At 33.6% G+C, this 13,903-nt stretch carries 13 protein-coding genes; all 13 read right to left on the bottom strand.

All coding sequences use genetic code 11. The features are described 5' to 3' along the window. Positions 1-18 precede the first annotated feature (18 nt). Positions 19-930 (bottom strand): hypothetical protein, encoded by a 912-nt coding sequence (locus tag FBFL15_RS03775; RefSeq protein ID WP_014083333.1) that lies wholly within the window; start codon positions 928-930, stop codon positions 19-21. Positions 931-932: 2 nt separating this feature from the next. Then, positions 933-1,886 carry a hypothetical protein gene (locus FBFL15_RS03770; RefSeq protein WP_014083331.1) on the bottom strand — a complete coding sequence of 318 codons (954 nt, stop codon included), beginning with the start codon at positions 1,884-1,886 and terminating at the stop codon, positions 933-935. 3 nt (positions 1,887-1,889) lie between these two features. Then, positions 1,890-2,843, bottom strand: coding sequence for a hypothetical protein (locus tag FBFL15_RS03765; RefSeq protein WP_014083331.1), 954 nt, complete (start codon positions 2,841-2,843; stop codon positions 1,890-1,892). Between the two features lie 3 nt (positions 2,844-2,846). Beyond that, positions 2,847-3,884, bottom strand: coding sequence for a hypothetical protein (locus tag FBFL15_RS03760; RefSeq protein ID WP_014083332.1), 1,038 nt, complete (start codon positions 3,882-3,884; stop codon positions 2,847-2,849). Positions 3,885-3,887: 3 nt separating this feature from the next. Beyond that, on the bottom strand, positions 3,888-4,841 hold the full coding sequence (locus tag FBFL15_RS03755) for a hypothetical protein (RefSeq protein WP_014083331.1): 954 nt from the start codon (positions 4,839-4,841) through the stop codon (positions 3,888-3,890). 3 nt (positions 4,842-4,844) lie between these two features. After that, a complete protein-coding gene (locus FBFL15_RS03750; RefSeq protein WP_014083331.1) occupies positions 4,845-5,798 on the bottom strand; it encodes a hypothetical protein in 954 nt (317 codons plus the stop codon). 14 nt (positions 5,799-5,812) lie between these two features. Then, positions 5,813-6,664: an ABC transporter permease gene (locus FBFL15_RS03745; RefSeq protein ID WP_014083330.1), complete on the bottom strand. Its 852-nt coding sequence runs from the start codon at positions 6,662-6,664 to the stop codon at positions 5,813-5,815. 32 nt (positions 6,665-6,696) lie between these two features. Next, positions 6,697-7,461: a class I SAM-dependent methyltransferase gene (locus FBFL15_RS03740; RefSeq protein WP_014083329.1), complete on the bottom strand. Its 765-nt coding sequence runs from the start codon at positions 7,459-7,461 to the stop codon at positions 6,697-6,699. A gap of 22 nt (positions 7,462-7,483) precedes the next feature. Continuing rightward, positions 7,484-8,533, bottom strand: a complete 1,050-nt coding sequence (gene rfbB, locus FBFL15_RS03735) for a dTDP-glucose 4,6-dehydratase (RefSeq protein ID WP_014083328.1) — start codon at positions 8,531-8,533, stop codon at positions 7,484-7,486. A gap of 120 nt (positions 8,534-8,653) precedes the next feature. After that, positions 8,654-9,934, bottom strand: coding sequence for a nucleotide sugar dehydrogenase (locus FBFL15_RS03730; protein WP_014083327.1), 1,281 nt, complete (start codon positions 9,932-9,934; stop codon positions 8,654-8,656). 89 nt (positions 9,935-10,023) lie between these two features. Beyond that, positions 10,024-10,962 (bottom strand): hypothetical protein, encoded by a 939-nt coding sequence (locus tag FBFL15_RS03725; protein WP_014083326.1) that lies wholly within the window; start codon positions 10,960-10,962, stop codon positions 10,024-10,026. A gap of 12 nt (positions 10,963-10,974) precedes the next feature. Next, complete coding sequence (locus FBFL15_RS03720; protein WP_014083325.1) at positions 10,975-12,411, bottom strand: MBOAT family O-acyltransferase; 1,437 nt, start codon at positions 12,409-12,411, stop codon at positions 10,975-10,977. Positions 12,412-12,510: 99 nt separating this feature from the next. Next, the gene (locus tag FBFL15_RS03715) at positions 12,511-13,902 is read right to left on the bottom strand and encodes a UDP-glucose 6-dehydrogenase (RefSeq protein ID WP_014083324.1); all 1,392 of its coding nucleotides are present in this window, start codon (positions 13,900-13,902) and stop codon (positions 12,511-12,513) included. Between the last annotated feature and the right edge of the window lies 1 nt (position 13,903).

Below are 13,903 nucleotides of genomic sequence, written 5' to 3'. Positions count from 1 at the left end.
CAGATTAAATCCTGATTTTTACTTGTCTTTTTTATTCATTAATAGGGCAATTTGCTGTTTCAAAGCTTCGTTTTCCTTGTCTTTGTCTATCAATGCCTGCTCTTTTTCGGAAATGATTTGCAATAATTGATCTGTTTTGTGTCGAATATTTCCCGTTAGGGCATCTATTGTTCGCCAAGCTTCTTGTTCGTCTTCTAGTTCTTTGCGGTCCTTTGGGTCGGTGCCTGCGTGGTGCAATATCGATGTGGTGAGTTTCAAATCTTCGCTATCTATTTGATGTTCAAATACTTTTACTATTTCTTTTTCGTCCGTAAAATGATTTTGTTCAAAAACACTCAACATTTTGTCCAATCGGGTTTGAAACCTATTGGTTATTCGGTTTACTTGTACTACATAACTGTCGTGGGTCAATTTTTCTACAAAATCACTCTTTTCATTGATGACTTTTTGTTCGATCAAATCTTTATATTGTCGCTCTACCTTGATACATGGCGAGGTTATTTCGCTTAAATTGAATCCTAATACATAAATTGTAGTAATAGGCAACGGTGCAGCGGTTTCTAATATTTTGTCCTCTCGCTTGTATTGCTCTGCCAAATAATTCCGAAACCGCATCAAATCGATTTGGTGTTTGGCTTTTTGTATTTCTATCAATATTTTTTTATATTCGCCCGTGTCTGTTTTTATTGTTGCTACAAAATCCAATCGCATGACATTAATCAGTAGCCGTTCGTTGATTTTTTTGGCCACAAATTCCTGAACCTTTGGATCGTCTAAATCCAAATGTTTCATAAAGGTAAATTCTTGTTGTTTTACCTCGATACTTTCTATCGTTTGATCCAATAACGTTCCTATGAAGAATTTTGCTACCCGCTCATTCTCCATCATCCGTTTAAATACTACATCGTATATTGGATTGGCTATAATCATTTTTACTTGTCTTTTTTATTCATTAATAGGGCAATTTGCTGTTTCAAAGCTTCATTTTCCTTGTCTTTGTCTTTCAAGGCCTGCTCTTTCTCGGAAATTATTTTTTCATTTTCTAATAAAGCTTGCTCTTTCTCGGAAATGATTTGCAATAATTGATCTGTTTTGTGTCGAATATTTCCCGTTAGGGCATCTATTGTTCGCCAAGCTTCTTGTTCGTCTTCTAGTTCTTTGCGGTCCTTTGGGTCGGTGCCTGCGTGGTGCAATATCGATGTGGTGAGTTTCAAATCTTCGCTATCTATTTGATGTTCAAATACTTTTACTATTTCTTTTTCGTCCGTAAAATGATTTTGCTCAAAAACACTCAACATTTTGTCCAATCGGGTTTGAAACCTATTGGTTATTCGGTTTACTTGTACTACATAACTGTCGTGGGTCAATTTTTCTACAAAATCACTCTTTTCATTGATGACTTTTTGTTCGATCAAATCTTTATATTGTCGTTCTACCTTGATACATGGCGAGGTTATTTCGCTCAAATTGAATCCTAATACATAAATTGTAGTAATAGGCAACGGTGCAGCGGTTTCTAATATTTTGTCCTCTCGCTTGTATTGCTCTGCCAAATAATTCCGAAACCGCATCAAATCGATTTGGTGTTTGGCTTTTTGTATTTCTATCAATATTTTTTTATATTCGCCCGTGTCTGTTTTTATTGTTGCTACAAAATCCAATCGCATGACATTAATCAGTAGCCGTTCGTTGATTTTTTTGGCCACAAATTCCTGAACCTTTGGATCATCTAAATCCAAATGTTTCATAAAGGTAAATTCTTGTTGTTTTACCTCGATACTTTCTATCGTTTGATCCAATAACGTTCCTATGAAGAATTTTGCTACCCGCTCATTCTCCATCATCCGTTTAAATACTACATCGTATATTGGATTGGCTATAATCATTTTTTACTTGTCTTTTTTATTCATTAATAGGGCAATTTGCTGTTTCAAAGCTTCGTTTTCCTTGTCTTTGTCTTTCAAGGCCTGCTCTTTCTCGGAAATTATTTTTTCATTTTCCAATAAGGCTTGCTCTTTCTCGGAAATGATTTGCAATAATTGATCTGTTTTGTGTCGAATATTTCCCGTTAGGGCATCTATTGTTCGCCAGGCTTCTTGTTCGTCTTCTAGTTCTTTGCGGTCCTTAGGGTCGGTGCCTGCGTGGTGCAATATCGATGTGGTGAGTTTCAAATCTTCGCTATCTATTTGATGTTCAAATACTTTTACTATTTCTTTTTCGTCCGTAAAATGATTTTGTTCAAAAACACTCAACATTTTGTCCAATCGGGTTTGAAACCTATTGGTTATTCGGTTTACTTGTACTACATAACTGTCGTGGGTCAATTTTTCTACAAAATCGCTCTTTTCATTGATGACTTTTTGTTCGATCAAATCTTTATATTGTCGCTCTACCTTGATACATGGCGAGGTTATTTCGCTTAAATTGAATCCTAATACATAAATTGTAGTAATAGGCAACGGTGCAGCGGTTTCTAATATTTTGTCCTCTCGCTTGTATTGCTCTGCCAAATAATTCCGAAACCGCATCAAATCGATTTGGTGTTTGGCTTTTTGTATTTCTATCAATATTTTTTTATATTCGCCCGTGTCTGTTTTTATTGTTGCTACAAAATCCAATCGCATGACATTAATCAGTAGCCGCTCGTTGATTTTTTTGGCCACAAATTCCTGAACCTTTGGATCGTCTAAATCCAAATGTTTCATAAAGGTAAATTCTTGTTGTTTTACCTCGATACTTTCTATCGTTTGATCCAATAACGTTCCTATGAAGAATTTTGCTACCCGCTCATTCTCCATCATCCGTTTAAATACTACATCGTATATTGGATTGGCTATAATCATTTTTTACTTGTCTTTTTTATTCATTAATAGGGCAATTTGCTGTTTCAAAGCTTCGTTTTCCTTGTCTTTGTCTTTCAAGGCCTGATCTTTCTCGGAAATTATTTTTTCATTTTCTAATAAAGCTTGTGCTTTCTCGGAAATGATTTTTTCATTTTCCAATAAGGCTTGCTCTTTCTCGGAAATGATTTTTTCATTTTCCAATAAGGCCTGCTCTTTCTCGGAAATGATTTGCAATAATTGATCTGTTTTGTGTCGAATATTTCCCGTTAGGGCATCTATTGTTCGCCAAGCTTCTTGTTCGTCTTCTAGTTCTTTGCGGTCCTTTGGGTCGGTGCCTGCGTGGTGCAATATCGATGTGGTGAGTTTCAAATCTTCGCTATCTATTTGATGTTCAAATACTTTTACTATTTCTTTTTCGTCCGTAAAATGATTTTGCTCAAAAACACTCAACATTTTGTCCAATCGGGTTTGAAACCTATTGGTTATTCGGTTTACTTGTACTACATAACTGTCGTGGGTCAATTTTTCTACAAAATCGCTCTTTTCATTGATGACTTTTTGTTCGATCAAATCTTTATATTGTCGTTCTACCTTGATACATGGCGAGGTTATTTCGCTTAAATTGAATCCTAATACATAAATTGTAGTAATAGGCAACGGTGCAGCGGTTTCTAATATTTTGTCCTCTCGCTTGTATTGCTCTGCCAAATAATTCCGAAACCGCATCAAATCGATTTGGTGTTTGGCTTTTTGTATTTCTATCAATATTTTTTTATATTCGCCCGTGTCTGTTTTTATTGTTGCTACAAAATCCAATCGCATGACATTGATCAACAGTCGTTCGTTGATTTTTTTGGCCACAAATTCCTGAACCTTTGGATCGTCTAAATCCAAATGTTTCATAAAGGTAAATTCTTGTTGTTTTACCTCGATACTTTCTATCGTTTGATCCAATAACGTTCCTATGAAGAATTTTGCTACCCGCTCATTCTCCATCATCCGTTTAAATACTACATCGTATATTGGATTGGCTATAATCATTTTTTACTTGTCTTTTTTATTCATTAATAGGGCAATTTGCTGTTTCAAAGCTTCGTTTTCCTTGTCTTTGTCTTTCAAGGCCTGCTCTTTCTCGGAAATTATTTTTTCATTTTCCAATAAGGCTTGCTCTTTCTCGGAAATGATTTGCAATAATTGATCTGTTTTGTGTCGAATATTTCCCGTTAGGGCATCTATTGTTCGCCATGCTTCTTGTTCGTCTTCTAGTTCTTTGCGGTCCTTTGGGTCGGTGCCTGCGTGGTGCAATATCGATGTGGTGAGTTTCAAATCTTCGCTATCTATTTGATGTTCAAATACTTTTACTATTTCTTTTTCGTCCGTAAAATGATTTTGCTCAAAAACACTCAACATTTTGTCCAATCGGGTTTGAAACCTATTGGTTATTCGGTTTACTTGTACTACATAACTGTCGTGGGTCAATTTTTCTACAAAATCGCTCTTTTCATTGATGACTTTTTGTTCGATCAAATCTTTATATTGTCGCTCTACCTTGATACATGGCGAGGTTATTTCGCTTAAATTGAATCCTAATACATAAATTGTAGTAATAGGCAACGGTGCAGCGGTTTCTAATATTTTGTCCTCTCGCTTGTATTGCTCTGCCAAATAATTCCGAAACCGCATCAAATCGATTTGGTGTTTGGCTTTTTGTATTTCTATCAATATTTTTTTATATTCGCCCGTGTCTGTTTTTATTGTTGCTACAAAATCCAATCGCATGACATTAATCAGTAGCCGCTCGTTGATTTTTTTGGCCACAAATTCCTGAACCTTTGGATCGTCTAAATCCAAATGTTTCATAAAGGTAAATTCTTGTTGTTTTACCTCGATACTTTCTATCGTTTGATCCAATAACGTTCCTATGAAGAATTTTGCTACCCGCTCATTCTCCATCATCCGTTTAAATACTACATCGTATATTGGATTGGCTATAATCATTTTTTACTTGTCTTTTTTATTCATTAATAGGGCAATTTGCTGTTTCAAAGCTTCGTTTTCCTTGTCTTTGTCTTTCAAGGCCTGCTCTTTCTCGGAAATTATTTTTTCATTTTCCAATAAGGCTTGCTCTTTCTCGGAAATGATTTGCAATAATTGATCTGTTTTGTGTCGAATATTTCCCGTTAGGGCATCTATTGTTCGCCATGCTTCTTGTTCGTCTTCTAGTTCTTTGCGGTCCTTTGGGTCGGTGCCTGCGTGGTGCAATATCGATGTGGTGAGTTTCAAATCTTCGCTATCTATTTGATGTTCAAATACTTTTACTATTTCTTTTTCGTCCGTAAAATGATTTTGCTCAAAAACACTCAACATTTTGTCCAATCGGGTTTGAAACCTATTGGTTATTCGGTTTACTTGTACTACATAACTGTCGTGGGTCAATTTTTCTACAAAATCGCTCTTTTCATTGATGACTTTTTGTTCGATCAAATCTTTATATTGTCGCTCTACCTTGATACATGGCGAGGTTATTTCGCTTAAATTGAATCCTAATACATAAATTGTAGTAATAGGCAACGGTGCAGCGGTTTCTAATATTTTGTCCTCTCGCTTGTATTGCTCTGCCAAATAATTCCGAAACCGCATCAAATCGATTTGGTGTTTGGCTTTTTGTATTTCTATCAATATTTTTTTATATTCGCCCGTGTCTGTTTTTATTGTTGCTACAAAATCCAATCGCATGACATTGATCAACAGTCGTTCGTTGATTTTTTTGGCCACAAATTCCTGAACCTTTGGATCGTCTAAATCCAAATGTTTCATAAAGGTAAATTCTTGTTGTTTTACCTCGATACTTTCTATCGTTTGATCCAATAACGTTCCTATGAAGAATTTTGCTACCCGCTCATTCTCCATCATCCGTTTAAATACTACATCGTATATTGGATTGGCTATAATCATTTTTTGAAAAAAAATTAAACAGTGTCCATAAAACTTTTTTCTACTTTATTAAAAATTACTACACCTACAACCATCAAAAGTATAGTAGAAATAATACTTACCCACAAACTCATTGGATCAAAACTTCCTGAACCCAAAAAAGCATATCTAAAACATTCAAACACCCCCGTTAATGGATTTAAATTGACAACCCATCTATAATGTTCGGGTATGGCTGTAACAGGATAAACAACTGGTGTAGCATACATAAACAATTGAATACCAAAGGTAAGTAAAAAAACCAAATCTTTGTATTTTGTTGTCAAAGATGAAAAAATCATTCCTAACCCTAACGAAAATAATGCCATGATTAATAACAAAAAAGGTGTTGCCAAAACCCATATATTGGGTTGTATGGATTGTTGAATAAAAGTGTAATATAAAACAACCACCACAAAAAGTCCAAATTGAATACCAAATTTCATCAACCCTGATACAACGATGGACAAAGGCATTATCAATCTAGGGAAATAAACTTTGCCCATTACTGCAGCATTATCTCTAAATACTGTTGATGTTTTAGTTAAGGATTCTGAAAAATAATTCCAAATTGTGATACCTGACAAATAAAATGCCAATTGTGGTGTGCCGTCTGTAGAAATTTTTGCTATCTGACCAAAAAGCAGTACATACATCAAAGTTGTAAGTATGGGTTGTACAAAAAACCAAATTGGGCCTAAAATAGTTTGCTTGTAAAACGTAACATAATCACGTTTTACAAGCATCATCAACAAATCTCTATAATGCCAAACTTCTTTTAAATTGACAGAAAACAAAGAATCTTGTGCCTTTATTTCTTCTGTCCAGGCTTGATTTGAATTACTCATTTTTTATTTTAATATTTAATTTATTTCAGCAATTATTTAGAGCAAATAAACAAATCTTCATTTGGAATTAATCCGTATTGTTTGTATTTGTTTGAAATATTGATTCTATTAACTTTAAAACCAACAGACTGCAGTCTTGCTACATAATCCTGACCATATATACGTACATGATCATATTGTCCGTAATGCTTTTCTCTATCTTCATTGGTAGTAACCGCAGGGTTTTCATAAGTGTCTTGCAAAGTTGCCGAAATAGGCACTTGAAGAACAGCAGTTCCATTAGGTTTTAACACTCTAAATAATTCTTTCATAGCCGCAATATCATCTGGAATATGCTCTAAAATATGGTTACAAATAATCAAATCAAATCGATTATCTTTATAAGGAATATTCATAATATCCATATCTATTACATGACTTGGATAAGAATATCCTTCCATAAATTTATCTGTACAGATGTATTCTTTGTATTGGTATTTCAAAAATAAATCTGTCAATCGCCACTCTGGAGCTAAATGAAGAATACTATAATCGCTTTTATTTTTGAAAATGTCTAACTCATTATTAAAAAAAGCATATAATGCACGCTCTCTATCCATTGAGTCGCATTTGTAACAACCTCCATTTCTTAAACCCGCACCAATAATTTGATGATCAATATTGGCCTGATGTGGCAAACCTATTTGATAAAATCCACTGGCATGGTATCCACAATAAGGGCAAGTGTAGGTATTTCCTTTATGTGTAAAAATGCGGTATTGTGTACGTATATTTCGAGCAAAACTTCTTAACGACATGGCTTATTGTATTAAAAATGAATTAATTAGAATACTGTTTTTCATAATATTTGGCATATTCGCCAGAGGTTACACTTTCAAGCCATGCTTGATTTTCTAAGAACCAATTGACTGTTTTTTCTAATCCTTGTTCAAATGTTACCGATGGTTTCCAGCCTAATTCTTTATTGATTTTGGTTGCATCAATAGCATATCGCAAATCGTGTCCAGGTCTGTCTGTTACATAAGAAATTAATTGTTCTGAAGTACCTTCTACTCTGTTCAATTTTTTGTCCATAATTTGGCACAATAATTTTACCAAATTAATATTTTGCCATTCATTAAATCCTCCTATATTATAAGTTTCGTGGTTTTTTCCTTCATGAAAAACCAAATCAATTGCCACGGCATGGTCTTCAACAAAAAGCCAATCACGTGTATATTTTCCGTCTCCATATACGGGTAATGGTTTGTTTTGTATGATGTTATTGATAAATAACGGTATCAATTTTTCTGGAAAATGGTTTGGGCCATAGTTGTTTGAACAATTAGTAAGCACATAAGGCAACCCATAAGTTTCGCCATAAGCTCTTACAAAATGATCTGAACTGGCTTTTGAAGCAGAATAAGGTGAATTTGGGTCATAAGCTGTTTGCTCTGTAAACAAACCTTCGGCACCTAATGTACCATAAACCTCATCTGTACTAATATGGTAAAAACGTTTACCATCGAAGTTGTTTTTCCAAATGTTTTTGGCAGCATTTAACAAATTCATCGTACCAATAACGTTGGTTTTTACAAACGAAAGCGGGTCTGTTATAGAACGATCAACGTGAGATTCTGCGGCAAGATGCAAAACCCCATCAAATTGATGCTTTTCAAACAATTCATTTATAAAATCTGCATCAACAATATCCCCTTTTACAAAAGTATAATTGGGTTCATTTTCAATATCTTTAATATTTTCTAAGTTGCCAGCATAAGTCAATGCGTCCAAATTAAATATTTGATAATTTGGATATTTTTTTACAAAACGTCTCACGACATGAGAGCCTATAAAACCGGCACCTCCTGTAATAACAATTTTTTTCATAAGTAGATATTTATGTTTATTTTAAACAAAATTACGACAATTTTAATGCAAAATTAATCGAAAATTTAGGTTTAAAAAAATAGATTTTGGTTGGCTAATATAATCATTTTTCAGGAATAATTACAACCTTCCGTCAATAATATTTAAAGGCAAAATTCCTTTAACATCAAATAAAATAGCATTATCTTTTTTTAATGAATTGTAATCTATATCAGCAAATTCTTTATGTGAAACCCCTAAAATGATCGCATCAAATTTTTCATTTGGTAAGTCTTTGGTCATTTCCAAATCATATTCATGTTTAACCTCATCAGGATTTGCCCATGGGTCGTGTATCGTTATGTCTATTTCAAAATCTTCTAATGCTCTAACAACATCTATGATTTTGGTATTTCTTACATCTGGACAATTTTCTTTGAAAGTAAAACCTAACATTAAAAGTTTGGCATTTTTTACAAATATTCCTTTTTTAATCATGAGTTTTACAACAACTGTTGCAATAAATTCTCCCATTCCGTCATTGAGTCTTCTACCAGCTAAAATAATCTCTGGATGGTAGCCCGATTCTTGAGATTTTTGAGCCAAATAATATGGATCTACCCCTATGCAATGCCCTCCAACCAAACCTGGTTTGAAAGGTAAGAAATTCCATTTTGTACCTGCTGCTTCTAATACAGAGTGGGTGTCTATTTCCATCATATTGAATATTTTGGCCAACTCGTTTACAAATGCAATATTGATATCACGTTGTGAATTTTCTATTACTTTAGCTGCTTCGGCTACTTTTATTGATGGGGCTAAATGTGTCCCCGCAACAATAACAGAGCGGTACAGTGCATCTACTTTTAAACCAATTTCTGGTGTAGATCCTGAAGTAACTTTAAGTATTTTTTCAACAGTATGCTCTTTATCGCCAGGATTTATTCTTTCTGGAGAATATCCCGCATGAAAATCTTGATTGAATTTCAAACCACTTATTTTTTCCAAAACAGGCACACACTCTTCCTCTGTTACGCCAGGATATACTGTGGATTCATAAATTACAATATCGCCTTTTTTCAAAACTTTTCCAACTGTTTCACTCGATTTGTAAAGTGGTGTTAAATCGGGACGGTTATTTTTATCTACTGGAGTTGGAACAGTAATTATATAATAATTACAATCTTTTATATCATCTAAATCACTAGAACATAACAAACCCGTTGGGCTTGAAAAAGTAGTTACTAATACCGATTGTAATAATTCATTACTTATTTCTAAAGTACTGTCATGTCCTGAATTTAACTCATTGATTCTTTTTTTATTGATGTCGAATCCTACAACCGGATATTGCTTTGCAAAAAGCCTTGCCAAAGGTAATCCCACATAACCCAATCCGATAACTGCTATTTTGATGCTCATTTGATATTAAAATTATTTATTATATAAATTATCTTGCAAAATTAATATTAATTTTTGATAAAACCCCGTTTCTTGTTTTTTTTTAAAACTTAAAAACTATTTTTTTTATTTTTCAACTTTTGAATCACGCTATCTATAGAAACAGACAATTTCTTTGCTCCAAATTGATTCAAATGATCAATATCGATATAGTCTGTTTTTTGAAACCTTTTGTCTGTCAAATAATTAAGATGAATCAATTGGTATTTTTTTATTAATTTTGAAATAAATGCAGCATCTTTTTGAACAATTCGTTGCTCCAAATGTTTAGTAAACGTTTCATCACAAGGAGTTGTTACTAAAATTGGAGTGATTTTTTTTCGCTTACAAAACATTATCATTTCTTCTAATTTTTTACAAACCATAAAATGCTCTCTTGATTTTATACTTTCTGTAAAATAATTTTCTCTAAAAAATTGTACTCTTTCCAAACCCGCTGCATCTGTAAGTACTTGTGGCTGTTGAGTAGTAGCCGTTTCCCATCCTTTAAATGCAATAACGTTTTCCTTGTTTGTTTTTTCGGTAATCAATTTAAAGGCATTTTTTGGCGAATAAACATACAACAAATGTGACATATCTTCTTTCCAAAAATTTTTATTTCTCAAATTGATACCATAATTATGATAGTAAAAAAAAGCCCTGTCGTCTCTATAACCCCAATAAAGCGACGGATAATCTAAGCCGATTATTACAAATTTGAGGTTGTTTAATTTGGCTTGATATTGTTCGAGAAGTGCTTTATCATATAACAGTGATTGGTCGCCACAGGCCAAATTGTAGGCACTGGTTTTCATGTATTGGGGGCTAATGCCTTCATATTCATGGGAAGTACCTAAAATTAAAGTTTCAATTTCAAAACGGTATTGTTCTATTTCATGGCTTTTTTCGCCCAAAATAGACCGTACATTCCTAACTTTAATTTCTGCAAATACACCCAAAAGAAGGATTGGAAGCAGGAAAAAAATGGTTTTCCGTAAAAATATATTCATTCTTTTTTGGGTTTAAAATTGAAAATATATAAATTGTTGTTCTGCACCTGAAAAATAAAATATTGCAGCTACCAAAGCATAATAAAAGGCGATTCTGAAAATTTTGGGCCACCGTAATCCCAGTTTTTCTATGGCATAACGCTGTTCTCTCCCAATCCATTCCAAAACAAAAAACACCAAACACAAGGCCACAACAGTTTTTCCAAACAAATCAGGAAATGTAAACAAAGATTTTGAAAAAATAACTTTGATAAACGACAAAGCTTTTGTAACGGTTTCTGCTCTAAAAAATATCCAAGCAAAAGTGGTTAAAACAAAGGTAACCATCATCGAAATCATTTCACGAAAAGAAGGAACCCATTTGCCTTGTGCTACTATATCTAAATGATTTCTATTGGATTGAAATAATATAGACGGCATGATGTACAGTGCATTTAACAAACCCCAAATAATAAATGTCCAATTGGCTCCATGCCAAAAACCACTTACTAAAAATATAATAAATGTATTACGAACTTTCATCCAAGTCCCGCCTTTACTACCTCCTAATGGAATATACAAATAATCTCTAAACCATGTAGAAAGTGATATATGCCAACGTCTCCAAAATTCTGCTATATCTCTGGAAAAATAAGGGAATGCAAAATTTCTTAACAACTCTACCCCAAATAAACGGGCAGTTCCTAAAGCTATATCAGAATAACCCGAAAAATCGCCATATATTTGAATAGCAAATAATACTGCTGCAAATACATGCGAACTTCCTGAATAAGCATCGGCTTGGTTAAAAATAGTGTTGGCTATCAATGCACATTGATCTGCTATTACAATTTTTTTGAACAACCCCCATAGTATTTGGCGCAAACCATCAACAGCCTTTTGATAATCGAAAACCCTTTCTTTTTGTATTTGAGGCAACAAATGAGTAGCCCGCTCTATTGGCCCTGCTACTAAAAGCGGAAAAAAACTAACAAAAACAGAGTAATCTATAAAATCTTTCTCTGGTTTAATTCTATTTTTATAAATATCAATTACATAAGATAATCCATGAAAAGTGTAAAACGAAATTCCAACAGGTAAAATGACTTTTAATGTCCAAGGTTGAACATGATACCTTATTTGTGCTAGGGCTTGAGCAAAACTTTCGACAAAAAAATTATAATATTTGAAAACGCCTAAAAAACCCAAATTGACACTAATACTAAGCCAAAACCAAAACTTTTTTGTTGAAATAGTTTGTGATTCGGCCATTTTTAGCCCTGTATAATAATCTAATAAGGTTGAAAAAATCAATAAAAATAAAAAATGGTAATCCCAACAAGCATAAAAATAATAACTTGAAACCAATAATAATATGTTTTGAAATCTTGAATTACCTTTTGCTACAAACCAATACAGTAAGAAAACAATAGGTAAAAATATAGCAAAATGGATTGAATTGAAAAACATAAGCTGAAACTGATGGATTTGATGTTGATTTCAAAAAAAATTATACAAAAAAATTGATTCCAATCAAAATTTTATTTGAAAAGAATAGATTACAAAAAATTACGATCCAATGGCCTGATATACAAATCCGATTTTTTCTAAAACCTTTTTGTCTAGCAAATTACGACCATCAAAAACAAAAGCGGGCTTTTGCATATTGTCATAAATTAGTTGCCAATCATAGTTTTTAAATTCTTCCCACTCTGTTAAAATTGCAATAGCGTGAGCATCTTTGCAAGCATCATAAGGATTTTCAAATGCTTTTAATCGTTTTTGATTTTCTAACTCCGAGCGACTTTCTAAATAATTTAAGTCAAATCTCATTTGCTTTTGAGAAACTTTTGGATCAAAAACGGCAATATTGGCTTGCTCATAAATTAAATCATTGGCAACGTATATTGCAGCAGATTCGCGAGTGTCGTTGGTATCTTTTTTGAAAGCCCAACCTAAAAAGGCTATTTTTTTATCTGAAACCGTATTATATAAAGTTTTTACTATATTTTTTGCAAAACGTCTTTTTTGATGATCGTTCATTATAATGACTTGTTCCCAATAATCGGCAACTTCCTGAAGTCCAAACGATTTTGAAATATAAACCAAGTTTAAAATGTCTTTTTGAAAACAAGACCCTCCAAAACCAACAGACGATTTCAAAAATTTAGACCCAATGCGACTATCTGTTCCAATGGCTCTTGCTACTTCATTAACGTCTGCCCCAGTTTTTTCGCACAATTCAGATAGCGCATTAATAGAGGAAACCCTTTGTGCTAAAAAAGCATTGGCTGTAAGTTTAGACAACTCTGAAGACCAAACATTTGTAGTAAGAATTCTATCTTGTGGCACCCAATGTGCATATACATCTACAAGTGATTGAATGGCTTGTTGCCCTTCGGCAGTTGTATCGCCACCAATAAGTACTCTGTCTGGAGCCAATAAGTCTTCTACAGCAGTACCTTCGGCCAAAAATTCTGGATTAGATAATACTTGAAACTGAACGCCATTTCCGGTATTGTCTAATATACTTTTTAGTGCTTCGGCTGTACGAACAGGCAAGGTTGATTTTTCTACAATAATTTTATCATCTTTTGCAACACGTGCTATTTGTCTGGCACACAGCTCTATATATTTTAAATCGGCCGCCATACCTCTTCCGGTTCCGTATGTTTTTGTAGGAGTATTTACTGATATAAATATCAATTGGGCTTCATCAATAGCAGCATCTACAGCTGTTGAAAAAAACAAGTTTCTACCTCGAGCTTCGCCAACAATATTGCTCAGTCCTGGTTCATAAATAGGTATATTCTCAATATTTGGATCATTCCAAGCGGCAATACGCTCTTCATTCAAATCTACTACTGTTACTTTTATATGTGGACATTTTTGTGCAATTACGGTCATCGTTGGGCCACCCACATATCCTGCTCCTATACAGCAAATATTTGTTATTTTCATT

It is taken from the genome of Flavobacterium branchiophilum FL-15, from assembly GCF_000253275.1.
In the GTDB taxonomy this organism is placed as follows: Bacteria; Bacteroidota; Bacteroidia; order Flavobacteriales; family Flavobacteriaceae; genus Flavobacterium; species Flavobacterium branchiophilum.
The sequence above is the reverse complement of the archived record's forward strand: the minus strand, read 5'-3'. Positions and strand labels throughout refer to the sequence as shown.

Excerpts from the sequence above, each read along its gene's own strand:
- FBFL15_RS03775 (WP_014083333.1), bottom strand. The coding sequence starts at position 930 with ATGATTATAGCCAATCCAATATACGATGTAGTATTTAAACGGATGATG.
- FBFL15_RS03770 (WP_014083331.1), bottom strand. The coding sequence starts at position 1,886 with ATGATTATAGCCAATCCAATATACGATGTAGTATTTAAACGGATGATG.
- FBFL15_RS03765 (WP_014083331.1), bottom strand. The coding sequence starts at position 2,843 with ATGATTATAGCCAATCCAATATACGATGTAGTATTTAAACGGATGATG.
- FBFL15_RS03760 (WP_014083332.1), bottom strand. The coding sequence starts at position 3,884 with ATGATTATAGCCAATCCAATATACGATGTAGTATTTAAACGGATGATG.
- FBFL15_RS03755 (WP_014083331.1), bottom strand. The coding sequence starts at position 4,841 with ATGATTATAGCCAATCCAATATACGATGTAGTATTTAAACGGATGATG.
- FBFL15_RS03750 (WP_014083331.1), bottom strand. The coding sequence starts at position 5,798 with ATGATTATAGCCAATCCAATATACGATGTAGTATTTAAACGGATGATG.
- FBFL15_RS03745 (WP_014083330.1), bottom strand. The coding sequence starts at position 6,664 with ATGAGTAATTCAAATCAAGCCTGGACAGAAGAAATAAAGGCACAAGAT.
- FBFL15_RS03740 (WP_014083329.1), bottom strand. The coding sequence starts at position 7,461 with ATGTCGTTAAGAAGTTTTGCTCGAAATATACGTACACAATACCGCATT.
- rfbB (WP_014083328.1), bottom strand. The coding sequence starts at position 8,533 with ATGAAAAAAATTGTTATTACAGGAGGTGCCGGTTTTATAGGCTCTCAT.
- FBFL15_RS03730 (WP_014083327.1), bottom strand. The coding sequence starts at position 9,934 with ATGAGCATCAAAATAGCAGTTATCGGATTGGGTTATGTGGGATTACCT.
- FBFL15_RS03725 (WP_014083326.1), bottom strand. The coding sequence starts at position 10,962 with ATGAATATATTTTTACGGAAAACCATTTTTTTCCTGCTTCCAATCCTT.
- FBFL15_RS03720 (WP_014083325.1), bottom strand. The coding sequence starts at position 12,411 with ATGTTTTTCAATTCAATCCATTTTGCTATATTTTTACCTATTGTTTTC.
- FBFL15_RS03715 (WP_014083324.1), bottom strand. The coding sequence starts at position 13,902 with ATGAAAATAACAAATATTTGCTGTATAGGAGCAGGATATGTGGGTGGC.